This window comes from Mesorhizobium sp. CAU 1732 (genome assembly GCF_039888675.1).
In the GTDB taxonomy this organism is placed as follows: Bacteria; Pseudomonadota; Alphaproteobacteria; order Rhizobiales; family Rhizobiaceae; genus Aerobium.
This window is the reverse complement of the sequence record NZ_JBDQQR010000001.1, coordinates 1,827,672-1,848,667: the sequence shown is the minus strand read 5'-3', so window position 1 is coordinate 1,848,667 and position 20,996 is coordinate 1,827,672. Positions and strand designations below refer to the sequence as shown.

General features: G+C 63.1%; 23 protein-coding genes. 2 read left to right on the top strand and 21 right to left on the bottom strand.

What is annotated here, in order from left to right; genetic code table 11:
• Positions 1 to 55: 55 nt before the first annotated feature.
• From AAFN55_RS09070 to AAFN55_RS09025, 10 genes are all read right to left on the bottom strand, one after another.
• Entirely contained in the window at positions 56 to 952 is an 897-nt protein-coding gene (locus tag AAFN55_RS09070) for a UTP--glucose-1-phosphate uridylyltransferase (protein ID WP_347798525.1), read from the bottom strand.
• 51 nt (positions 953 to 1,003) lie between these two features.
• Positions 1,004 to 1,948, bottom strand: a complete 945-nt coding sequence (locus AAFN55_RS09065; protein ID WP_347798524.1) for a glycosyltransferase — start codon at positions 1,946 to 1,948, stop codon at positions 1,004 to 1,006.
• Positions 1,948 to 2,961 (bottom strand): glycosyltransferase family 2 protein, encoded by a 1,014-nt coding sequence (locus AAFN55_RS09060; RefSeq protein ID WP_347798523.1) that lies wholly within the window; start codon positions 2,959 to 2,961, stop codon positions 1,948 to 1,950. Before AAFN55_RS09060 ends, AAFN55_RS09065 begins: the two co-directional genes overlap by 1 nt.
• Positions 2,958 to 4,118 (bottom strand): glycosyl transferase family 1, encoded by a 1,161-nt coding sequence (locus AAFN55_RS09055; protein ID WP_347800226.1) that lies wholly within the window; start codon positions 4,116 to 4,118, stop codon positions 2,958 to 2,960. Before AAFN55_RS09055 ends, AAFN55_RS09060 begins: the two co-directional genes overlap by 4 nt.
• A gap of 492 nt (positions 4,119 to 4,610) precedes the next feature.
• Positions 4,611 to 5,150, bottom strand: coding sequence for a MerR family transcriptional regulator (locus tag AAFN55_RS09050; RefSeq protein WP_347798522.1), 540 nt, complete (start codon positions 5,148 to 5,150; stop codon positions 4,611 to 4,613).
• A 115-nt stretch (positions 5,151 to 5,265) separates the two neighbouring features.
• On the bottom strand, positions 5,266 to 5,589 hold the full coding sequence (locus AAFN55_RS09045) for an integration host factor subunit alpha (protein ID WP_347798521.1): 324 nt from the start codon (positions 5,587 to 5,589) through the stop codon (positions 5,266 to 5,268).
• Positions 5,590 to 5,703: 114 nt separating this feature from the next.
• Complete coding sequence (locus AAFN55_RS09040; RefSeq protein WP_347798520.1) at positions 5,704 to 6,675, bottom strand: beta-ketoacyl-ACP synthase III; 972 nt, start codon at positions 6,673 to 6,675, stop codon at positions 5,704 to 5,706.
• Positions 6,676 to 6,681: 6 nt separating this feature from the next.
• Complete coding sequence (plsX, locus tag AAFN55_RS09035) at positions 6,682 to 7,749, bottom strand: phosphate acyltransferase PlsX (RefSeq protein WP_347798519.1); 1,068 nt, start codon at positions 7,747 to 7,749, stop codon at positions 6,682 to 6,684.
• Between the two features lie 111 nt (positions 7,750 to 7,860).
• Positions 7,861 to 8,409, bottom strand: coding sequence for a DUF177 domain-containing protein (locus AAFN55_RS09030; protein WP_347798518.1), 549 nt, complete (start codon positions 8,407 to 8,409; stop codon positions 7,861 to 7,863).
• A complete protein-coding gene (locus AAFN55_RS09025; protein WP_347798517.1) occupies positions 8,406 to 8,960 on the bottom strand; it encodes a ubiquinol-cytochrome C chaperone family protein in 555 nt (184 codons plus the stop codon). Before AAFN55_RS09025 ends, AAFN55_RS09030 begins: the two co-directional genes overlap by 4 nt.
• Positions 8,961 to 9,080: 120 nt before the next feature.
• On the opposite strand from AAFN55_RS09025, the gene AAFN55_RS09020 reads away from it, so the two are divergent.
• A complete protein-coding gene (locus tag AAFN55_RS09020; RefSeq protein WP_347798516.1) occupies positions 9,081 to 9,590 on the top strand; it encodes an outer membrane protein assembly factor BamE in 510 nt (169 codons plus the stop codon).
• A gap of 93 nt (positions 9,591 to 9,683) precedes the next feature.
• Here the strand turns inward: AAFN55_RS09020 and AAFN55_RS09015 are convergent, their stop codons facing one another.
• Together AAFN55_RS09015 and AAFN55_RS09010 are read right to left on the bottom strand one after the other, a co-directional pair.
• Complete coding sequence (locus AAFN55_RS09015; RefSeq protein ID WP_347798515.1) at positions 9,684 to 11,822, bottom strand: sodium-translocating pyrophosphatase; 2,139 nt, start codon at positions 11,820 to 11,822, stop codon at positions 9,684 to 9,686.
• Positions 11,823 to 11,993: 171 nt separating this feature from the next.
• Entirely contained in the window at positions 11,994 to 12,488 is a 495-nt protein-coding gene (locus AAFN55_RS09010) for a DUF2165 domain-containing protein (protein WP_347798514.1), read from the bottom strand.
• On the opposite strand from AAFN55_RS09010, the gene AAFN55_RS09005 reads away from it, so the two are divergent.
• Positions 12,460 to 12,795, top strand: a complete 336-nt coding sequence (locus tag AAFN55_RS09005) for a hypothetical protein (RefSeq protein WP_347798513.1) — start codon at positions 12,460 to 12,462, stop codon at positions 12,793 to 12,795. The two genes, AAFN55_RS09010 and AAFN55_RS09005, sit on opposite strands and share 29 nt — an antisense overlap.
• Before the next feature lie 7 nt (positions 12,796 to 12,802).
• On the opposite strand, the gene AAFN55_RS09000 is transcribed toward AAFN55_RS09005, so the two are convergent.
• The 9 genes from AAFN55_RS09000 to AAFN55_RS08960 all read right to left on the bottom strand — a co-directional run bounded on the left by AAFN55_RS09000 (position 12,803) and on the right by AAFN55_RS08960 (position 20,840).
• On the bottom strand, positions 12,803 to 13,537 hold the full coding sequence (locus AAFN55_RS09000; protein WP_347798512.1) for an NYN domain-containing protein: 735 nt from the start codon (positions 13,535 to 13,537) through the stop codon (positions 12,803 to 12,805).
• A gap of 64 nt (positions 13,538 to 13,601) precedes the next feature.
• A complete protein-coding gene (locus AAFN55_RS08995) occupies positions 13,602 to 14,813 on the bottom strand; it encodes an MFS transporter (RefSeq protein WP_347798511.1) in 1,212 nt (403 codons plus the stop codon).
• Positions 14,810 to 15,313 (bottom strand): transcription antitermination factor NusB, encoded by a 504-nt coding sequence (gene nusB, locus AAFN55_RS08990; RefSeq protein ID WP_347798510.1) that lies wholly within the window; start codon positions 15,311 to 15,313, stop codon positions 14,810 to 14,812. The genes AAFN55_RS08995 and nusB overlap by 4 nt, the downstream gene beginning before the upstream one ends.
• Before the next feature lie 5 nt (positions 15,314 to 15,318).
• Positions 15,319 to 15,777 (bottom strand): 6,7-dimethyl-8-ribityllumazine synthase, encoded by a 459-nt coding sequence (locus tag AAFN55_RS08985; protein WP_347798509.1) that lies wholly within the window; start codon positions 15,775 to 15,777, stop codon positions 15,319 to 15,321.
• 94 nt (positions 15,778 to 15,871) lie between these two features.
• Positions 15,872 to 16,489 carry a riboflavin synthase gene (locus AAFN55_RS08980; protein ID WP_347798508.1) on the bottom strand — a complete coding sequence of 206 codons (618 nt, stop codon included), beginning with the start codon at positions 16,487 to 16,489 and terminating at the stop codon, positions 15,872 to 15,874.
• Complete coding sequence (gene ribD / locus AAFN55_RS08975; RefSeq protein ID WP_347798507.1) at positions 16,489 to 17,601, bottom strand: bifunctional diaminohydroxyphosphoribosylaminopyrimidine deaminase/5-amino-6-(5-phosphoribosylamino)uracil reductase RibD; 1,113 nt, start codon at positions 17,599 to 17,601, stop codon at positions 16,489 to 16,491. The genes AAFN55_RS08980 and ribD overlap by 1 nt, the downstream gene beginning before the upstream one ends.
• A 6-nt stretch (positions 17,602 to 17,607) precedes the next feature.
• Positions 17,608 to 18,072 carry a transcriptional regulator NrdR gene (nrdR, locus tag AAFN55_RS08970; protein ID WP_347798506.1) on the bottom strand — a complete coding sequence of 155 codons (465 nt, stop codon included), beginning with the start codon at positions 18,070 to 18,072 and terminating at the stop codon, positions 17,608 to 17,610.
• A gap of 34 nt (positions 18,073 to 18,106) precedes the next feature.
• Positions 18,107 to 19,420: a serine hydroxymethyltransferase gene (gene glyA / locus AAFN55_RS08965; protein WP_347798505.1), complete on the bottom strand. Its 1,314-nt coding sequence runs from the start codon at positions 19,418 to 19,420 to the stop codon at positions 18,107 to 18,109.
• Positions 19,421 to 19,589: 169 nt separating this feature from the next.
• Positions 19,590 to 20,840 (bottom strand): L,D-transpeptidase family protein, encoded by a 1,251-nt coding sequence (locus AAFN55_RS08960; RefSeq protein WP_347798504.1) that lies wholly within the window; start codon positions 20,838 to 20,840, stop codon positions 19,590 to 19,592.
• Positions 20,841 to 20,996: the final 156 nt, after the last annotated feature.

Here is a 20,996-nt window from a genome sequence, read left to right as displayed (position 1 = left end):
TTTCAGGAATCGGCCGCGTCACCGCGACCGACCGTAATTCGACGTGCGGCTTTGTTCAGGCCGCCACGGATCGTGTTTCGTGATCGCGCAGCAGATTGCCGACGAGGTCGTGGACTGTGTCGCCCAGGTCGCGGCGCGCGAGCGCGAAAGCAACATTGGCTTCGATGAAGCCTTCCTTCGAGCCGCAATCGAACATGCGCCCCGAAAACGGCTTCGCGTAGAACTTCTGTGAGGCAGAAAGACGGACCATCGCATCGGTGAGCTGGATTTCGCCGCCTGCGCCACGCTCCTGCGTCTCCAGCAATGCGAAAATTTCGGGCTGAAGCACGTAGCGGCCGTTGATGTAGAAATTCGACGGTGCCTTCCCGGCGGCGGGCTTCTCGACCATGCCCGTCACCTCGAAGCCGGTTCCTATCTCCGCGCCGCGGCCGACGATGCCGTATTTGTGCGTCTCGGTGAGGTCGCATTCCTCGACCGCTATGACGTTTCCGCCGCTGACATTGTAGACGTCCATGGCCTCGGCGAGGCAGCCGCGCGCGCCATAGGAGACCATGTCGGGCAGGATGAGCGCGAAGGGCTCGTTGCCGATGACATCGCGCGCGCACCAGACGGCATGGCCGAGCCCGAGCGGGGCCTGCTGGCGCGTGAACGTGGTCTGCCCTGCTCCGGGCAGCAGGCGCTCAAGCGTGCCGTGCTGCTCAGCCTTGCCGCCGCCGCGCAGCGTTTCCATCAGTTCAGGAGCAACGTCGAAATAGTCCTCGATCGCCTGCTTGTTGCGGCCGGTGACGAACACGATGTGCTCGATGCCCGCTTCGAACGCCTCATCGACGGCGTATTGCACGACAGGCCGGTCAACGACTGGCAGCATTTCCTTCGGGATGGACTTGGTCGCCGGAAGAAACCGTGTACCCAGCCCAGCCACCGGAATGACCGCTTTTCTGACCTTGTTCATGAACTGACCTCTCGATTGCGCTTTGGAAATGGTGGATGGCCCCCCACCGTTTCAGGCTGCCGGCCGTGTTTGCGTTTCGGATTTCGCGAGCCCGTACTGGCGCAGTTCGCGCAAACCGGTGAGACCGCCGACGACGCCGACATGCATGATGCCGCGCAGAAAGCTGCGATTGCGACGAACCGGCAGCGGCGCGGTCATGGCAGCGCTCGCGAAGCAATACACCGCCTTGGCAGACGCCTTTGCCACCTCTGCCGGAATTCTGATCGGCCTGGACTTCGCCCGCACCAGGTGCCCGTGCGTCTGGCCGAAGCGAAAGCGACGCCGTAAAAGCCAATCGAAGCGCGACCGCGTGGGAGGAACCACCTCCTCGACCCACGCCTGCGGCGCAAACCCGATCGAGCCACCACGGCTGGTCACCGTGTCGAAGAACTCGGTATCCTCGCCGCCGGACTGCCCGCGCTCCAAGCTGAAGCGAATGCCGGAGACAGCCGCCGATGTCGTGCGCATGAGCACGTTGCACGTGTAGCCCGTGCGGATCGTGCCATCGACCCAGACCGGAAAGGTCGAGTGGAAATCGCCGTCCCGCATCCAATCCGGCGCATCCGGACCGTAAAGGGCTCGCACGGGTCCCAGTATGACATCTGCCTGCTCTTGGTGCATCGTCTCAAGCAATTCGACCAGCCAACGCGACGTGGCGGTCTCGTCGTCGTCTATGAAGGCCACGAACTGGGCCATTGAAAGATCGAGGCAACCGTTGCGGGCGACGGAAATGTTGCGCGCCGGGCAATGCTGGTAGCGAACCGGCAATGACAGCTCCGCTGCGACCTCCTCGACGAGCGCATGTGCGCTCGGATGGTCGTCATTGTCCGCGACGATGATGCCGATTTCATGACCCTCCGGCATCTCCATCGCGGAAAGCGAACGCAGCGTGTCGGCAAGCTCGGCTCGGCGGAAGGTGCAGATGCAGATATCGATGGTGGGCTTTTGGTTCGTCATCAAGCAGAGCGCCTCCGCGGTGCGTTGGTGATCATCTGAAGCCAGAAGCCAAACGACCACGCGAGGTGCATGACCATTGCCGAGACCCCGGCCAGCACCAGACCGGGATTGCCCCGCTTCAACGCCATCGCGCCTGCATAGCCCAGACAGGCGAGCGCCCAGATGACAAGCGGCAGCGAAGCCGACCAGTGGACCACTGCAAGGAGCGCGAAAAGCGCCGTGGGGAAGACCAGCAGCGGCAAGGCCTGGCGCAGCTTGGGAACGCTGCGATGCTTCATCATGTTCCGAGCCCGCCCTTGCCCGTAGGACATGTATTGGCGAAACAGGGCTTGGGGCGTGCTGCGCGGATAATAGATCATGTATGTGCCGCCGCTGAGCCAGATGCGAAACCCGGCGGCCCGCAGCCGGTGATCCAGTTCCGCGTCCTCGTTGTGACTGAAGCTCTCGTCGTAGCCGCCGACCTGTCGAAACGCAGCGATGCGCATCAATGCATGGTGGCCATGGTCGACCCACGCGCCATTCGAGGCATGGCGATGCATGGAGCCGCCGGTGCCGAGACGCGAGTTCTGCGCGGCCGCCGTCGCCTGCTGGAAGAGGCTGCGGCCCTCGGTCTTCATCGAAACGACGACGGAATCCGCATTCGTCTTCACGCCGTCGCGGAGCAATTGCACGCAATAATCAGCCGGATAGCGCCCATGCGCATCGATCCGCAGCAGATAGGTGAAGCCGTCGCCATAACGCTCCACCGCGAGGTTGATCGCGGGGCCCTGGATGCGCTTGGGATTGTGCAGAAGGACGACATCGTCGTGCCGGGCAGCGAACTCCTCAACGATCGCAATGGTGCCGTCGGTGCTGCCGCCATCGGCCACGACGATCTTCGCATCGATGCCGTCGAGCCCCTTGCGGATCTTGCCCAGAAGACCGCCGATATGCACCGCCTCGTTGAGGCAGGGGATGACGATCAGGACGGATGGCAGGTCTTCGTCGCGCATCGTTTCGGCTTCTCTCTTCATGACGCGGCCGCCAGCGGTTGACGATGGGGTGATGCGAGCGCGGCAAGCTTGCCCACGAGCGCACGGCAGTCGGCGAGCCCGTAGGACCAGGTCGCCGGACCACCGGCGAGAAGCCGCTGTTTCATCGCGCCGTAGGACGCCGCATCGACGGCCTCCAACGCTTCGGTCATCGCTGCGACGCTGGCGTCTTCGAGTTCCAGTCCGACGCCGCGCTCACGCGCGAGTTTCGATGTTTCGGTTCCGGCCATGGTGATCGGGACAGCGCCGAACCTGCAACCTTCGTAGAGCCGGTTCGGCAAGAGCCATTTGGAGTTCTGCCCTTCCTCGAAGAAATCGATCGCCCAGGCGAAATGCACGTCGCCATAAATCCGGGCGATGTCCTCGGGATTGCGGTATGCCCCCTCAAAGGTCAGATGGGGCTCGGCGTCGACGAAGCCGTGAAAATCCGGGAATTCCGACAGCGCCGGTCGCCCGCGCAGCACGACCTCGTACCGCCCGGCGTGATGCCGGGTGAACGCCGCAAGCAGTTCGAGCGACCTGCGACAGCGCAAGGCGCCAAACCAGCCGATGCGCCAAGGCCCGTCGGCCGGAAGCGGCGCTGCTGCCGTTTGGCCCTTCTCGAGTTCGAGAAAGCGGTTCTCGACCAGTTCGATCGGTGCCGAAACCTGGCCAAATCGCGTGAAGTAATTCGCGACAAAGGCCGGCGAGCTGGTCATCAACAGGCTGACGCCGCGACCCAGTGCGCGTTCGGATGCACGGAGCGTCGTGCCGACGATATCGTTGCGCAGAACGAGGCGGTGGATATCGAGGCACTCGTACACCACCGGCGCAGTCCATCCGAATACCGACTTCGCCCGACGCGCGATCGTCAACATTTCGAGATTGCGGGCAATGATCACGTCGGGTTCGAGAACCGTTCCGAACAGCCGTTTCGCAGCCAGAGAGGCACGCGCCACCGCCAGCAGCCGCTGGTCGAAGCGTCCGTCCTCGGTTACGCCGAGATCGATCGGGACGACCCCTTCGATCGACGTCACCGGCGCTGCCGTCCGCCTGAATCCCGCCAGCGAAACGGTCGCGCCGCCGGCTTTCAGCATCGTCGTTCGACGCCGGACCGCTGGGTCCGACAGGTCGTGTACGACATAAAGTATGTGCAGCATGTCGCCTGCGGCCATCGTTGCACCTCGCACTGGAGTTCGCTTCTTGTGCGCTGCAGCATTGTTTTGTGCACCGTAGCAATTGTCAATTAACCGCTCCGCCCAGACCGTTCACGAAATGAAAAATTTCGTATCGCGGCACATCCATAGCGCGAGCTCATGAGCCATCGTCGCAACCTTCGGGCGCAGCGAAGCTATCGTCATTTTCAAGTGAAGCGTTGTATTTGGCGCGTTAGCCAAGTCGCTGGAAGTAGGCCCCATTAGATTAGGCGCAGCGTGATCTATCGAAACTTGAGGCTCCAAAACCTGTCGCAATTCGTGATCGGAAAAGGTGAAAGAGGGTCGGAGACCACGCCCGGGGCCGGCCCACAGGACACCCGTCACCGCTTACAATGCGACCATTTAGGGGCACATCGGGCACGTTGCGGCAGACGCATCGACCCGGCATCCGTGCGATTCGACGGACGGCAGCGAAGAAGAAGGAAAGAGCAGTCGCTATCGAACCTGATCGAGCAGCCGCTTGCATTCGAGCAGGTCGAACAGAGCCTCCTGGAGAAGCGCGCGGTTGTCACGCGAGAGACGACCATCGCCACTCTGGACCGGACCGTCTTCCTCGCCCTTGCCGAGACCGAAGAAGCGTCGGCCGGGTTTTACGCGCGGCTGGCCGACCAGCATCTCGTCCTCGGCGCGCGGCTGCATGGCCCTCGCCTCGGCTTCGGCTTCCTGCTGCTTGCGCTGGGTGATCGCTTCGACGGCGGCCATGTCGCCAGAGCCGATCGCGACCAGGAACTGATTTCCATTGTCGCGCAGGAGCTTCTGCACACCCTTGATGGTGTAGCCCTGATCGTAGAGCATGTGGCGGATGCCCTTGATGAGCTCCACGTCCTGCGGCCGGTAATAGCGTCGGCCGCCGCCGCGCTTCATCGGCTTGATCTGGTTGAAGCGGGTTTCCCAGAAGCGCAGCACGTGCTGCGGCAAATCCAGTTGCTCCGCAACCTCGCTGATCGTGCGAAAGGCGTCAGGACTCTTGTCCATTGCAGTCACGCGCTCCAGAATTGCGAATCGTCCAGCATTTCAGCGCTTTGGCGCGCTCTATTCAAGCACGCTTCGGAACTGTGCACAGAGATGTCGTCATGCGGCTGTGCGGCGTCTACTTGCGCGCCTTGCTCTTCATGCCCTGATGCGAGCGCAAAATACGCTGCTTGAGCACGTTCGATGCCTTGAAGGTCATCACGCGGCGCGGAAGAATCGGGACTTCCTCACCGGTCTTGGGATTGCGGCCGATGCGTTCGTTCTTGTCGCGGACATGGAAGGTCGCGAAGGAAGAGAGCTTGACAGTCTCTCCGCGAACGATCGCTTCACAGATCTCGTCCAGAACCATCTCGACAAGCTGCGCGGACTCGGTTCGCGAGAGCCCTACCTTCCGGTAAACGGCCTCGGCCAGATCAGCGCGCGTAAGTGTCGTTCCCCCCATCCGGGCCGTCCAACCATGTCGTCGAAAAAACTGAAAACCTCAATATTTCGCGACGTTAAGGAATTGGCCGGGCCAGGTCAAGAAGCGAACTTCGCAACGTGGTTGCGCGCGCGTTTACCAGCGAAGCAGGATCGCGCCCCAGGTGAAGCCACCGCCCATCGCCTCGAGCAGGACGAGATCGCCTTGTTTGATGCGCCCGTCCTTGACGGCAGTACCAAGCGCCAGCGGAACGGAGGCGGCGGAGGTGTTTCCGTGGAGATTGACGGTGATGACCACCTTTTCCTCGGCGATGCCCAGCTTTCTGGCGGACGCATCGATGATGCGCTTGTTCGCCTGATGCGGCACGAACCAGTCGAGATCGTCCGCAGTGATCCCACTTTGGGCGAAGACGTCCTCCACCACATCGGTGATCATGCCGACCGCGTGCTTGAAGACCTCGCGCCCCTCCATCCTGAGGACGCCGACCGTCCCAGTCGTGGAGGGACCGCCATCGACATAGAGCTTGTCGCGGTGGCTGCCGTCGGAGCGCAGGCTGCACGCGATGATGCCGCGATCGGCCGGTGTGCCCTGGTTTTCCTCGATCTCGAGGATCACGGCGCCGGCGCCATCACCGAACAGGACGCTCGTGGTGCGATCGGTCCAGTCGAGAATGCGCGAAAACGTCTCCGATCCGATGACCAGGGCGCGCTTCCCCAACCCTGCACGCAGATGCGCGTCGGCCGTCGTCACCGCGAAGACGAAACCGGAGCACACGGCCTGAAGATCGAAGGCGAAGCCGTGGTGCATGCCCAGACGCTGCTGGATCTCCACCGCAGTCGCTGGGAACGTATTGTTCGGGGTCGAGGTCGCGAGCACGATGATGTCGATATCGTCAGGCGTCAGCCCCGCGTGGTCGAGCGCGGCGCGCGCGGCGGCTTCGCCAAGCGATGCCGTCGTCTCATCGTCGGCAGCGATGTAGCGCTGTTCGATGCCGGTGCGCTGCACGATCCACTCATCGGTCGTATCGACGAGCGTCTCGAACTCGGCATTCTTCATGATGCGGCGCGGGAGAGCAGTGCCCACGCCGCGCACGACTGATCTGATCATGGTGTGTTAGTCCTCACTCGCGGCGGAATCTTCTTCCATCGCAATGCGTTTTTCGGCGATATGGCCATGGAAGGCCTCGATGTCGCGACGGATGCCGTCGATCAACCGGCTGCGGGCCATGTCGTAGCCAAGCTCGACTGCCGCGGCAAAGCCTTCGTCGTCGGTTCCGCCATGGCTTTTCACGACGATCCCGTTCAGGCCGAGGAACACGCCGCCGTTGATCTTGCGCACGTCCATCTTTTCGCGGAGACGGTTGAACGCGTCACGCGCGAACACGGCGCCGATCTTGGACATCAAGGTACGGCTCATCGCCTCGCGAAGATAACCACCGATCTGTCTTGCGGTTCCTTCCGCCGTCTTCAGCGCGATGTTGCCGGCAAAGCCTTCGGTGACGACGACGTCGACCGATCCCTTGCCGATATCGTCGCCCTCGACGAATCCGTGATAATCCATGGATTTGAGGTTCGCCTCGCGCAACAAGCGCCCGGCTTCCTTGACCTCTTCCTGTCCCTTGACCTCCTCGACGCCAACATTGAGCAGGCCGACGGACGGCCGCTCGATGGCGAAGATGGCGCGGGCCATGGCCGAACCGAGAATCGCAAAGTCGATCAATTGGTGCGCATCGGCCCCGATCGTCGCGCCGACGTCGAGCACGACGCTCTCGCCGCGTGATGTCGGCCAGATGGCTGCGATCGCCGGACGCTCGATGCTGACCATCGTGCGCAGGCAGAATTTGGACATCGCCATGAGCGCGCCGGTATTGCCCGCCGACACGCAAACGTCTGCGTCGTTGGTCTTCACCGCCTCGATGGCTTTCCACATCGATGATTTCCACCGGCCCTGACGAAGCGCCTGGCTCGGCTTGTCATCCATGCGGACAGCGACATCGCAATGCGTGAACTCGCTGACCTCCGCCACGCGCGGGAACTTGGCAAGTTGCGGCCGCACGCGTTCGTCGCGGCCGAAGATATGAAAGCGCACGTCCGGGCGGCGCTCGACAACCTTCTGAAGGCCAGCGATGGTGACTTCGGGACCGTGGTCCCCACCCATTGCGTCAATGGCGATGCGTATCAAGCGGCAATCGTCTTTCTCGTCCCCCGAACCGGGACTGATGTCAAAAAGTCTGGGCGAAAATACCGCTTTTGCGCTGCCGCACAACCGCTTTCGGAGCAGCTATGCGTCAATTCAGAGTTTCTTCCTCAGCGCCGCGAGCTTTTCGTAGAGCGGGCCGCGTGGCTCGTCTTCACCGTTGCCCGCGCCTTCAAGAGCGACACCCGCCTTGCGGGGATATGGATCGATCCCCAGCACGAAGTGCTCTTCGGCGAGTTGGCCCACGTCGATCGAGTCGCCCGAGAAGAGTTCCGGACCGTCCTCGCCTTCCGCGTCGAGCAGAATCTCGCCTTCAGCCGAGGTTTTCGGCAATGTGAGCTTGGATCCTTCGGGGACGAAAATGGCGGAAATCTCCTCGTCCACGCTTGCCTCGAGGGGATCGAGCGTGACAATGCAGTCCTGCACGATCGCAGCCCTCACCCGTCCGACGACCTTGACGCCGCCCTTTTTCCAGGAGGTCACCTCCAACTCGGCGCGAAAACGTTCGACGGCGCGAAGGCCATGTTCCGACGCCAGGGCCGCACGCTGATCGACGTCTGCCTCGATCTTCACCAGCATACCCTTGGTCGGCAACCGCGCGATGCTCACCGGGTACGCAATTGGGCTTACTTTCGATTCGCTCATGACTGCACACCCGGAGTTTTGTCGGCATCGGGATAGGAAATCGCGCCCGACATCAACGCGGCGTCGTCCAACCCGGCAAGATGCGCGGTCGCCTCGAACATATAGGCCGCTAGCGGCTTGGCTTCGCTGCGAGGCTCCTCGGTCGGCCAGATGTTGCGCGACAGGGCTGCGGCCAAGGCTGCCTGATCGCCCGCGGCGAGTGCCGCCGAATAGGATTCGGCACGGCCGTAAAACATCTTCGCGAGCTTCTTCATTCGTTTGGGCACGCCCAGATCGCCTATCCCCAACTCGCGCAGCGAATGCTCGACGTCCTTGAAAAACTCGTCGGTAAGCTTCTGGGCGATGCCGGACATGTCCGCGTGGCCGCGCGAGCGCTCGAGAAACAGGAAGACGTGGACGCTGAGCATTTCAAAGCGCCCAAGCGGCGTGTCAGGTACATTCCACTGCGAATAGAACGGTTCCTGCCGCGCCGCCGCCACGATTCGTTCGTACAGCGCGTCGATCACGTCCTTGTTCGGGCTTCGGCCGAAGCTCATGATGGATTTGAACATGCCGAATGCTTTCCGAACGATGGTTTCGATTTGCGCTGCGGTTGCATCGCCTCGCAAGCTGGTTTACCGCTTTTGCCGCCCGGTGCAAGCCACGGGGCTGTTGGGGATATGAGGGAGTTGATGGTGCAAGCGCGGAATTTCAAGTCGGGTAACGCCCGTCCGGCGACCGCCGTTCTCGTGGCGGTGGGAGCGACGCTCCTTCTTGCCGGCTGCAATGCGGCCAATACGCTCACGCCCAGCGAGACGCTGACGCATGGCTACGTCATCGACCAGGAGACCCTGGACATGGCGCCGGTCGGCTCCAGCCGCGAGCAGGTGCTGCTGGCGCTTGGGACGCCGTCGACCAAGGCGACCTTCGACAACGAGGTTTTCTACTACATTTCGCAGACGCGCGTGCGCCCGGTTGCCTTCATGAATCCGCGCGTCGCCGACCAACGCATTCTGGCCGTCTATTTCGGCGCCGATGGCCGCGTGGCCAACATCGCGAATTACGGCATGCAGGACGGACGGGTCTTCGACTTCGTGACGCGCACCACGCCGACCGGCGGCAAGGACCAGAACTTCATCGGCCAGTTGCTGACCGGCGTCGCCGGTACGCCGCAACTTCCAGGCGCCAATAGCGGCTTCTGACGACACAGGCGGCCTGGCCGTCTGACAAGCCTTCGAGAATGCGAAAAAGCCGCGGGATCGCTCCCGCGGCTTTTCATTTGGCGATGGCTGCGGTCAGTGTGCGAGCACTGCGAGCAGCAGGAGCGCCATGATGTTGGTGATCTTGATGGCGGGGTTCACCGCCGGACCGGCCGTGTCCTTGTAGGGATCGCCGACAGTGTCGCCCGTCACCGAAGCCTTGTGGGCTTCCGAGCCCTTCAGGTGCTTCACGCCGTCCTTGTCGGTGAAACCGTCCTCGAACGACTTCTTGGCGTTGTCCCACGCACCGCCGCCCGAGGTCATCGAGATGGCGACAAAGAGGCCATTGACGATCACGCCCAGGAGCGAGGCGCCAAGTGCCGCGAAGGCGGATGCCTTGGAACCGGAAATCAGCAACACGCCGAAATAGACGACGAGCGGCGCCAACACCGGCAGCAGCGACGGGATGATCATCTCCTTGATCGCCGCCTTGGTCAGCAGATCGACCGCACGTGCATAGTTCGGCTTGGACGTGCCGGCCATGATGCCCGGGTCCTCGCGGAACTGCCTGCGCACCTCTTCCACGATCGCGCCCGCGGCGCGGCCGACGGCCGTCATCGCAATGCCGCCGAAGAGATAGGGGATGAGACCGCCGAAGATCAGGCCGGCGACGACATAGGGGTTCGACAGCGAGAACGAGATCTCACCCATATCCGCGAAGTACGGATATTGGTCGCTGTTGGCGGCGAAATATTCCAGATCGTAGGAATAGGCCGCGAACAGCACCAGCGCACCGAGACCGGCCGAGCCGATCGCGTAGCCCTTGGTGACCGCCTTGGTGGTGTTGCCGACCGCGTCGAGCGCGTCGGTCGAATGACGCACCTCCGGCGGAAGGCCGGCCATTTCGGCAATGCCGCCGGCATTGTCGGTGACCGGACCGAACGCGTCGAGCGCGACGATCATGCCGGCGAGACCCAGCATGGTCGTGACCGCGATCGCGGTTCCGAACAGGCCGGCAAGCTGGAAGGTCGACAGGATGCCGCCGATGATGACGATGGCTGGAAGCGCCGTCGATTCGAGCGAAACCGCCAGACCCTGGATGACGTTCGTGCCATGGCCGGTAACCGACGCCTGCGCGATCGAGTTGACCGGGCGCTTGTCCGTGCCGGTGTAGTACTCGGTGATCACGACGATGAGGCCGGTCACGACGAGGCCGATCAGGCCGCAGGTGAAGAGCGCGGAGCCGGTGATCTCGATGCCGCCAACGGTGCCGATCGAGCCCCAGCCGATGGTCAGCGAGGTGGCGCCTGCCACACCGATCACGGTGAGAAGGCCGGTCACGATGAGGCCCTTGTAGAGCGCGCCCATGATGGAACCGTTGGAACCAAGCTTGACGAAGAACGTGCCGATGATCGAGGTGAGAATGCACGCGCCGCAGATGGCGAGCGGATAGATCATCACCGAGCCGAGCACATCGGTGCCGGCAAAGAAGATCGCACCGAGAACCATCGTGGCGACCACGGTCACCGCATAGGTCTCGAACAGATCGGCCGCCATGCCGGCGCAGTCACCGACATTGTCGCCGACGTTATCGGCAATCGTCGCAGGATTGCGCGGGTCGTCCTCCGGAATTCCCGCTTCCACCTTGCCGACGAGGTCGCCGCCGACGTCCGCACCCTTGGTGAAGATGCCGCCGCCCAGACGCGCGAAGATCGAGATCAGCGAAGCGCCGAAACCGAGCGAGACGAGCGCGTCGATCACGGTGCGGTCGGCGGGCGCGAAGCCCATCGGGCCGATCAGGATGAGGTAATAGACGGAAACGCCCAGGAGCGCGAGGCCAGCCACCAGCATGCCGGTGATGGCGCCTGACTTGAACGCGATGTCCAGGCCCGCGGCAAGGCTGTTGGATGCGGCTTGCGCGGTGCGGACGTTGGCGCGCACGGAGACGTGCATGCCGATGAAGCCTGCAGCGCCCGAAAGCACGGCACCGATCAGGAAGCCGATTGCCGCGATGCCCGACAGGAGCCACCAGGCAAGAATGAAGACGACGACGCCCACGATGGCGATTGTTGTGTACTGGCGAGCCAGGTAGGCCTGCGCACCCTCACGGATGGCGCCGGCAATCTCCTGCATGCGTGCATTGCCCTGATCGGCCGCAAGGACCGATTGCGTCGCCCACAAAGCGTAGACGATGGACAGCACGCCGCAGAGAATGACGACATAAAGCATGGTCATTTTGCGGATTTCCTCACTTGATGGCCCGAAAGAACCCCTCCCCGGGCCGGGATGCGAATAGGCCGGAATCGTGCTTCGACGCCGCCCCTTCACGGCGAGGATGCGAAAGGGTCCGGCGAACGTCAAGGATTTGTTGGGTTTCGCCCTGTCGTGGCCCCATAGCCAACCGCGTCAGGCGAGTTCCGGGTCCGGCAGTTTCACGAAGATGAGGACCGCAAGGATCGTCATGTAGAACTTGAAGGCGGCGTCCTGCCCGTTCCACGTGTCCGACTGCCACATCGCGAACCATTCGCCGCCGATGACCATGAAACCCAGGAACCAGACAAGGAAGCCCATCGTCGCGGCAACCACGACCGGGCTCTTGGCGTCGTTGAATGCCGCTGCCGACAGGTTCCTTGCGTTCCAGAGGCGCAGGCTCGCCCAGAGGAAGAGAGCGCATGTCAGCCCCTCGCCGACGATGATCAGCCAGTAGCCCGCGGTCCACAGAGACGGATTGGTGATTGCGCGGTACATCAGCGCGTTGCCGGGAAACGTCGTATCCATGCTCAAAACATGCTGCACGAACGCGTAATTCGATCCGTAGTCGGTTATGTTGCCGAACGTGACGAGAAATGCGAATGCCGCAAGGCACAGGCACATGACGATCTTCGAGAGACGGCTAGCCATGACAAAACCTCCAATTGTGTCCAGCCCGCCGACGATAAATGAGGAATTCGATCGCGGTCGAGCGGCAGAAGCACGCGACCATAGCGCCACGATCGCGCTGACTGCATCCGCCCGGCGCCACGCCGATCGGCATGCACTGGCGGAACACTTTTCAGAGTTGAGGTTGGGAGCCGAGGTGGCGAACGGCGATCTGGTGTCCATCGAGGCGGCCGACACGCGCCACGACTTCGCGGTCATCCGCCGCAGATGGATCGCGAGAGACGGCGCGAGCGTGTTGGAACTGACGCTCGATCACCCGGCGCGGTAGAGCACTCCTACTTCGCGCGAACCTCGACCGTGCTGCCGCCGGCTGTCTTGCGGCGGCGCAGTTCGACAGGTTTCATGCTCTCGACGAGTGAACTCAGCTTCTTGAAGCCGTGGTTGCGCGGATCGAAGTCGGGCAGTCGCTTGTTGAGCATCTGTCCGACCTCGCCCAGATGCGCCCAGCCCTCGTCGCCCGACAGATCGTCGATTGCCGCCAATATGTCATCGACGGGTATGCGCGCCGGACCGGACGGCGCAGCGTCGGTCACAGGGCCAGCGCCCTTCTCCTCGCGCATCAACAAATCGCAATAGAAGAAGCGATCGCAGGAGCGCACATAGGCCATCGAGGCCTTCTGCTCGCCGAATCCATAGACCGAGACGCCATCTTCGCGGATGCGGCTTGCCAGTGTCGTGAAATCGCTGTCGCTCGATGCGATGCAGAAACCTTCGATCTGGCCGCGATGCAAGAGGTCCATCGCCTCGATCGCGAGCTTCATATCGGTGGCGTTCTTACCGGTCGCCGCAGGCGGAATGTGCACCGGCGACAGCGCATATTCATGCACGAGCGGCTGCCAGGCATTCATCGACGAACTGGCGAAATGGCCGTAGACGCGCTTCACGGTCACCGTTCCGAGCGCCGATGCCTCTCGGATGATGATCGGCAGGAAGTTGGCTCGAACATTATCGGCGTCGATCAGCAGGGCCAGTCGTGCGCGCGGCAATGTTGCGGCGGAAACATCGGGCATGGACAAATCCTTTCCAGTCACAGCGTAACGGGATTGCAGGCAAAACGCGAACAGTTCGGCCGGGTCAGATGGCGTGGAGCGCCTTGCGCTGCGCAAGCATGTAGCCACCAAGCGCCACCGCGCACAGAGCCGTAATCGGGAAGATTATCCAGTTCAGCATGTCCCAGCCCCAGGCGTTGTAGACGACGCCCGACAGGAACGACGCGGCGGCGACCGACCCGAACAGGATAAAGTCGTGGAAGCCCTGGACCTTGCCCTTTTCCGACGGACGGTAGGTTTCGGCCACCATCGCGGTCGCTCCGATGAAACCGAAGTTCCAGCCAAGGCCGAGCAGGATCAGCGCCGACCAGAACTGCCAGAGCGCGATGCCGGACAGCGCGACCAGCGCGCAGGCAATCAGGAGCGCGAGGCCGATGGCCACGATCCGCTCGCGCCCGAACCGCGCGATCAGCCGGCCGGTGAAGAAGCTCGGCGCAAACATCGCCATCACATGCCACGAGATGCCGAGCGTGGCTTCGTCGGGCGAGAAACCGCAGCCGACCATGGCAAGCGGCGCACCCGTCATCACGAAGCTCATGAGCGCATAGGTGCCGACCGCACAGGTCAGTCCGACTGCGAAGAGCGGCTGCCTGATGATCTCGCCCAAAGGCCGCGCGGGCTCGCTCGAGGCATGGGAGTTGGACGCGCCGCCGTCACGGACGCGCAGGAATGCGAGGATCGCAGCGCCCACGGCCGCAAGGCCGATGATCGAGACGAAAGAGCCCGCAAACATGACGGGTGCGAGCATTTCGCGCGTGAAGATGACGATTTGCGGTCCGAGTATCGCGGTCACGATGCCGCCGGCAAGCACGAAGGAGATCGCTCGCGCCTTGAAGGCCGGCGGTGCGTTGTCGGCTGCCGCAAAGCGGAACTGTTGTACGAAGGCGCCGCCGAGGCCGATCACCAGCAGTCCGAACCCGAACAGCCAGAACGACATTTCATAGAGGCCGAGCGTTGCGATCGCGCCGCCGAGAGCGGTTACGCCAGTGCCGATCATGAAGCCGGCGCGCTGGCCCGCTTGCTTGATGATGGCTGCCGCAGGGATCGCGCCCACCGCGACGCCAAGCGTGAACCCCGTAACCGGAAGCGTCGCCAGCGACTTGTCCGCGTCAAGCAGATAGTAGCCGGCGAGCCCGCCGATGGAAAACGAAATGGGCGCCGCAGAGCCGACGATTGCCTGGCAGGCCGCGAAGATGATCGCGGTGCGCCTTGCCTGGCTATCGTCTATCTGGGTCACGCGGCGGGGTCCCTGCCCCGTCCCTCGCCCCGCACGCGGCGTGCGACACGATCCAGCACGGCATTGACCAGCTTTGGCTCGTCATCGGCGTAGAACGCCTTGGCGATATCGACATATTCGGAAACGATGACGGCGACCGGTACGTCCCCGCGCTGCATCAATTCGTAGACGCCCGCGCGCATGATCGCGCGCAAGGTGGAATCGAGACGCGACAGGGGCCAGTCTTCCGTCAAGGATTGGCGGATTACCGGATCGACGGTCGTCTGGTTCTCGACCACGCCTGCGAGGATCGCGCGAAACCACTGCGCGTCGGCCTCACGATATTGCGCGCCGTCGACTTCCTTGCCGAGGCGGAACTGTTCGTATTCAGCGGTGATTTCGAGAATGCCGCTTCCGGCGACGTCCATCTGATAGAGCGCCTGAACGGCCGCGAGACGGGCTGCGCCACGCTTGTTCGCCTGACGCGGGCCTGCCGGGTTGTCTGTGTCCGATTTCGACATCCTGGCTATGCTCCGCCGAAGCGCTTGCGCAGGTCGATCATGGTGAGCGCGGCGCGCGCCGCAAAGCCCCCCTTGTCGCCCTCGTCCCGCTTGGCGCGCGCCCATGCCTGCGCTTCGTTCTCGACCGTCAGGATGCCGTTGCCGATGGCCGCCGGCTCACCAATGGACAGGTCCATCAGCGCGCGGCACGATTCGTTCGCAACGATGTCGAAGTGGTAGGTTTCACCGCGGATGACGCAGCCGAGCGCGACGAATCCGTCATACTCAACGCCGCCTTCTTCCGCCGCGACGAGCGCGAAGGAAATCGCTGCGGGAACTTCGAGCGCGCCGGGAACAGTCACAACATCATAGGATGCGCCGGCCTCGTCGAGCGCTGCCTTTGCGCCGCCGAGAAGTGCATCGGACAGTTCGTCATAGAAGCGCGCCTCCACGATAAGAAGGCGGAGGGATGATGTCTTGGCCATGCGTGTCTCCGGGTTGGCGGTGACTTAGGCCGAACGGCGTATCTAGGCAAGCGCTTGTTGGCATGACGACATTGCACGCGACGCAGGGCTTGCGTCACAAACCCTGTTCTGACGCTTCCTTCAGTCGCGCAGCGTAGCGGGCCATGGTGTCGATCTCGAGATTGACATTATCGCCGGACTGCCGTTCGCCCCAGGTCGTCACGCCCAGCGAATGATGGATGAGCAGGACGTCGAAGCGCGTGCGGTCGACATGGTTGACCGTGAGCGACGTGCCATCGAGCGCGACCGAGCCCTTGGGCGCGATGAACTTCGCCAGTTCGGCAGGCGCCTCCAAAGTGAAGCGCACCGCATCGCCCTCTTCCCGGCGCTCGACGATCTGCGCCATGCCGTCGACATGGCCTGAGACGATATGGCCACCCAGTTCGTCGCCGATCTTCAGCGCGCGCTCCAGATTGATCCGCGAGCCCGGTTGCCAGCCGGATGCCGTCGTCAGGCGCAACGCTTCTTCCCAGGCCTCGACCTCGAACCAGCGCTGGTTCGAACCCTGTTCTGGAAGCGTGACGACCGTCAGGCAGACGCCGGCGCATGCGATCGATGCGCCGATCTCGATCGTCGTGGGGTCGTAGGCCGTCTCGATGCGCAGGCGGACGCCTTCGGCAAGCGGCGAAACCGACGTCACGGTTCCAATGTCGGTGACGATTCCGGTGAACATCAGGACTGCCTCACATATTCGAGATAGCGATCATCGGCAAAACGCGCCTCACGCACGAGCGAAAAGCCGGACGGAATGGTGTCGGCGTCGAGCGGCGAGCGAATACCGTCCGCGCCAATGGAAATTGTGCCCGTGAAGAGCGCGATGCGATCGACCAGGTTTTCTTCGAGGAAGTGCTTTGCCGTTTCCGCACCGCCTTCGACCATCACTGTACCCATGCCCTGCGAAGCCAGATCCTCAAGCAATTCGGGCAAAGCGATGCGGTCTCCGAACGTTTCGGTCGCGAGAAAGCCGACGCCGCTGGCGGCGAGCGCATTTCGTCTCGCCTCATCAAAACCGCCTTCGGCGGCGAGCAGCACCGGCGTCTGGCGCGCCGTTTGGGCCAGCTTGGACGAGAGGGGCAGCCGCAACCTCCGGTCCAGAACGATACGCACGGGCGAACGGTCCTCCATGCCCGGAAGGCGGCAGGTCAGGTCCGGGTCGTCGGCGATCGCAGTGCCGATGCCGATCAGGATCGCATCCGCCTCGGCGCGCATCACGTGGACCTGCCGGCGCGCAACCGGACCGGTAATCGCGACCTGCACTTGGCTCGCCCGTCCGATCATTCCGTCAGCGGAAACGGCAAGCTTCAGAGTCACTTCGGGGCGTTTCTTCGACGACCGAATCAAGTAGCCGGCCATCAGGTCGGCCGCCTCGGCGGCTAAAATATCCTCGACCACCTCGATCCCCGCTTCGCGCAGGATCGCGTAGCCCTTGCCGCATACGCGCGGATCGGGATCGCTGGCTGCACCCACGACACGGGTAATCCCGGCCGTCACCAGCGCATCAGCGCAGGGCGGCGTGCGGCCATGATGGGCGCATGGCTCCAGCGTGACGTAGGCGGTCGCGCCGCGAGCACCCTCGCCCGCCTCGGCAAGTGCCTGTGTCTCGGCATGGGGCCTTCCGCCAATGGCGGTCACGCCACGGCCGATGATGAGCCCGTCCCGGACGATGAGCGTTGCGACGGACGGATTGGTGGCCGTCAGGCCGAGATGACGGCGCGAGAGCCGGATGGCGGCAGCCATGAAGCGGCGGTCGATTTCAGCCTGCACCGCCTCGTCGCGCCCCGCCATCGCCTGCTACTCCTGGTCTTCGTCGCCCCGCAATTCGCCGAGCACGTCGTGAAAATCCTTCGCCTCGCGGAAATTGCGATAGACGGAGGCGAACCGCACATAGGCGACGTCGTCTATCGACTTCAAGGCCTCCATGACGAGACGGCCGATCTCGCCGGCCACGATCTCGGTCTCGCCGGAGCTTTCGAGCTGGCGCACGATGCCGGTCACCGCACGCTCGATGCGGTCGGGATCGACATTGCGCTTGCGAACCGCGATCTCCATCGAGCGCAGCAGCTTGTCGCGGTTGAACGGGACCTTGCGGCCCGATTTCTTCACGACGACGAGGTCACGCAACTGCACCCGTTCGAATGTGGTGAAGCGTCCGCCGCAATCAGGACAGACGCGCCGCCTGCGGATCGCGACCCCGTCCTCGGCGGGACGGGAGTCTTTCACCTGCGTGTCTTCGGACTGGCAATAAGGGCAACGCATCTATCGGTCCCGTCGAATCTGGTTCGCGGGATGATTACCCCAGATAGGGATAGATCGGAAAGCGCTCGCAGAGCGCCTCGACCTTTTTGCGCACCGCCTGCTCGACCGCCGCGTTGCCCTCGTCGGAATTCGCGACCTTGAGACCGTCGAGAACTTCCGCGATCAGCGTGCCGATCTCGCGGAATTCGGCGAGGCCGAAGCCGCGCGTCGTGCCGGCAGGCGTTCCAAGACGCACGCCTGAGGTCACGAACGGCTTTTCAGGGTCGAACGGAATGCCGTTCTTGTTGCAGGTGATGTGGGCGCGTCCGAGCGCGGCCTCGGCGCGCTTGCCGGTTGCGTTCTTGGGACGAAGATCGACCAGCATCAGATGGTTGTCGGTGCCGCCCGACACGATGTCGAGCCCGGTTCCCTGGAGACTGGATGCAAGCGCCTTGGCGTTCGCCGCGACGTCCTGCGCGTAGGTCTTGAACTCGGGACGCAGCGCCTCGCCGAAGGCGACCGCCTTTGCGGCGATCACGTGCATCAGCGGGCCGCCCTGAAGACCGGGGAACACGGCCGAGTTCATCTTCTTGGCAATCGCCTCGTCGTTCGAAAGGATCATGCCGCCGCGCGGGCCGCGCAGCGATTTGTGCGTCGTCGTGGTCACGACATGCGCATGCGGGATCGGCGACGGATGCACGCCACCCGCGACGAGTCCGGCGATGTGCGCCATGTCGACCATCAGATACGCACCGACCGCATCCGCGATCTCGCGGAAACGCTTCCAGTCCCAGATGCGCGAATAGGCCGTGCCGCCGGCGAGGATCAGCTTCGGCTTGGTCTCGTGCGCCTGCTTTTCGATGGCGTCCATGTCGAGGAGGTTGTCGTCCTCGCGCACGCCGTAGGACACGACGTTGAACCACTTGCCGGACATGTTGACCGGCGATCCGTGCGTCAGGTGACCGCCAGAGTTCAGGTCGAGCCCCATGAAGGTGTCGCCCGGCTGCAGGAGCGCCAGGAACACCGCCTGGTTCATCTGGCTGCCGGAATTCGGCTGTACGTTGGCGAAGTTGCAGCCGAAAAGCTGCTTTGCGCGCTCGATCGCGAGTTCTTCGGCGATATCGACGAACTGGCAGCCGCCATAGTAGCGCTTGCCCGGATATCCCTCCGCATATTTGTTGGTCATGATCGAGCCCTGCGCCTCGAGTACGGCGCGGCTGACGATGTTTTCCGAGGCAATCAGCTCGATTTCGTCGCGCTGGCGACCGAGTTCGCTGCGGATGGACTTGAAGATTTCCGGGTCGCGCGATTCGAGCGGCTCGGTGAAGAAGCTGGAGACAGTGGCCGATGCGGCAGGGGCGGTTGCCATGTGTGGTCGGTCCTTCATGCGCTGGGGTCTCGGGATGGCCGGCGCATTAACACACTTATCCCCAGCCTTCCATGTCCGTCCCGCGAAATTCAGCCGCCGCTTTGCGCCACTCCCAAACGAAAGAGGCCGCCCCGAAGGACGGCCTCTGTTTCTCCCGGCAGGTTTCGGCTCAGAGGCCGGAAATCTGAAGCTCGTTAACGCCGTCGAGGCCGTAGACGTCGTTGCGGAAGTGAGCAACGTTGTCACCCGTCGCCCAGGCCGAGATGTAGGTGAAATGCACCGGCGTGGGATTACCGAGCGCCACCGGCACGCTTTCGCCTGTGCGGATCGTCTCCTCGAAGCGCTGACGGTTCCAGCCATCCGTGCCGCGGAGCAGCCAGGTGACCAGGTCCCGCACGTTCTGCACGCGAACGCAGCCGGAGGAATCGAAACGCATCAGATTGTTGAACAGGCTCTGCTGCGGCGTGTCGTGCATGTAGACAGCATGGGAATTCGGGAAATTGATCTTCACCGAAGCCATCGCGTTGATACGGCCCGGATCCTGACGGAAGCGAAGCTTGGCCGCCTCTTCCGTCGACCAGTCGATCGTCAGCGGATCGACCTCGCCGTTGGGGCCGAGGATGCGGATGCTGTTCTCGGTCAGGTAATTCGGGTTTTTGCGCATCAGCGGTATGATGTCGCGGCGGACGATCGACTCAGGCGCATTCCAGTACGGATTGACGATGATCTCGTTGATCTTGGAATCGAGGATCGGCGTCTGGCGATCGATCTTGCCGACGACCGCCGTGTGGCGTGTCACGATACGATTGGCCTCGACCGCCTCGATCTGGGCGGCCGGGATGTTGACCATCACGTAGCGGTTTTCCTGATTGCCGGCGATGGCGCGCAGGCGCTCGAGGTTCGTCTGGAGCTGGCCGAGACGCACATCGGCACCGACATTCATGGCCGCGTAGGTGAATTTTCCGGTCACGCCGTCCGACGGAAGGCCGTGGCGCGTCTGGAAACGCTTGAGGGCGGCGTCGACATAGGTGTCGAAGGCCGGCGAGATGCCCGCGCCCTCCGAGAGATCGCCGGAGAACATCAGCCGCTGACGAAGCGCCTGGACGTCGGGATGGGATACGCCGAGCTGCAGCTTGTTCTGATCGGGAACCCGAGGCCAGCCGCCACGTGCGACGATGTTGGAATACTGGCCCAGCGTCTGCTCGATATGCATGACGGTTTCGGGGCTGAAGATCGGTGTCGTCGATACGACCTGACCCACCTGCGTCGTCGCCCGGGCGTCGAACTGATCGTTCCACTGGCCGCGCTGTGTAGAGTTCAAGATCTCCTCGATCGCGCTTTGCGCGTGCGCGGACTGCGAGATGGCCGCAGCGGCGACTGCGCCTGCTCCGGTAAGGAAGGTACGGCGAGAAGTTTTCATGGGTGATCCCGACACTCGTCTCATCGCGCGGCATTGCCGCTAACCTGCTCACGGATACCGCGAGCGCATAACGCATTATGAGGGTTAACGTTAATTTTCGCCAAACGTCCCTCGTGCCGCATCGTAATGCGAGCGGCAAACCTCGGTTCCATTCCA

Bases quoted from the DNA above. Each gene is read 5' to 3' on its own strand.
- AAFN55_RS09005 (WP_347798513.1), top strand. From the start codon at position 12,460: ATGACGATCTTCGAGAGACGGCTAGCCATGACAAAACCTCCAATTGTG.
- AAFN55_RS08960 (WP_347798504.1), bottom strand. From the start codon at position 20,840: ATGAAAACTTCTCGCCGTACCTTCCTTACCGGAGCAGGCGCAGTCGCC.
- AAFN55_RS09020 (WP_347798516.1), top strand. From the start codon at position 9,081: ATGGTGCAAGCGCGGAATTTCAAGTCGGGTAACGCCCGTCCGGCGACC.
- AAFN55_RS09070 (WP_347798525.1), bottom strand. From the start codon at position 952: ATGAACAAGGTCAGAAAAGCGGTCATTCCGGTGGCTGGGCTGGGTACA.
- AAFN55_RS09050 (WP_347798522.1), bottom strand. From the start codon at position 5,150: ATGGACAAGAGTCCTGACGCCTTTCGCACGATCAGCGAGGTTGCGGAG.
- nusB (WP_347798510.1), bottom strand. From the start codon at position 15,313: ATGTCGAAATCGGACACAGACAACCCGGCAGGCCCGCGTCAGGCGAAC.
- AAFN55_RS09015 (WP_347798515.1), bottom strand. From the start codon at position 11,822: ATGACCATGCTTTATGTCGTCATTCTCTGCGGCGTGCTGTCCATCGTC.
- AAFN55_RS08985 (WP_347798509.1), bottom strand. From the start codon at position 15,777: ATGGCCAAGACATCATCCCTCCGCCTTCTTATCGTGGAGGCGCGCTTC.
- AAFN55_RS09065 (WP_347798524.1), bottom strand. From the start codon at position 1,948: ATGACGAACCAAAAGCCCACCATCGATATCTGCATCTGCACCTTCCGC.
- AAFN55_RS09030 (WP_347798518.1), bottom strand. From the start codon at position 8,409: ATGAGCGAATCGAAAGTAAGCCCAATTGCGTACCCGGTGAGCATCGCG.
- AAFN55_RS09000 (WP_347798512.1), bottom strand. From the start codon at position 13,537: ATGCCCGATGTTTCCGCCGCAACATTGCCGCGCGCACGACTGGCCCTG.
- ribD (WP_347798507.1), bottom strand. From the start codon at position 17,601: ATGGCGGGGCGCGACGAGGCGGTGCAGGCTGAAATCGACCGCCGCTTC.
- AAFN55_RS09010 (WP_347798514.1), bottom strand. From the start codon at position 12,488: ATGGCTAGCCGTCTCTCGAAGATCGTCATGTGCCTGTGCCTTGCGGCA.
- nrdR (WP_347798506.1), bottom strand. From the start codon at position 18,072: ATGCGTTGCCCTTATTGCCAGTCCGAAGACACGCAGGTGAAAGACTCC.
- AAFN55_RS09040 (WP_347798520.1), bottom strand. From the start codon at position 6,675: ATGATCAGATCAGTCGTGCGCGGCGTGGGCACTGCTCTCCCGCGCCGC.
- AAFN55_RS08980 (WP_347798508.1), bottom strand. From the start codon at position 16,489: ATGTTCACCGGAATCGTCACCGACATTGGAACCGTGACGTCGGTTTCG.
- AAFN55_RS09045 (WP_347798521.1), bottom strand. From the start codon at position 5,589: ATGGGGGGAACGACACTTACGCGCGCTGATCTGGCCGAGGCCGTTTAC.
- glyA (WP_347798505.1), bottom strand. From the start codon at position 19,420: ATGGCAACCGCCCCTGCCGCATCGGCCACTGTCTCCAGCTTCTTCACC.
- AAFN55_RS09025 (WP_347798517.1), bottom strand. From the start codon at position 8,960: ATGTTCAAATCCATCATGAGCTTCGGCCGAAGCCCGAACAAGGACGTG.
- AAFN55_RS09060 (WP_347798523.1), bottom strand. From the start codon at position 2,961: ATGAAGAGAGAAGCCGAAACGATGCGCGACGAAGACCTGCCATCCGTC.
- AAFN55_RS09055 (WP_347800226.1), bottom strand. From the start codon at position 4,118: ATGCTGCACATACTTTATGTCGTACACGACCTGTCGGACCCAGCGGTC.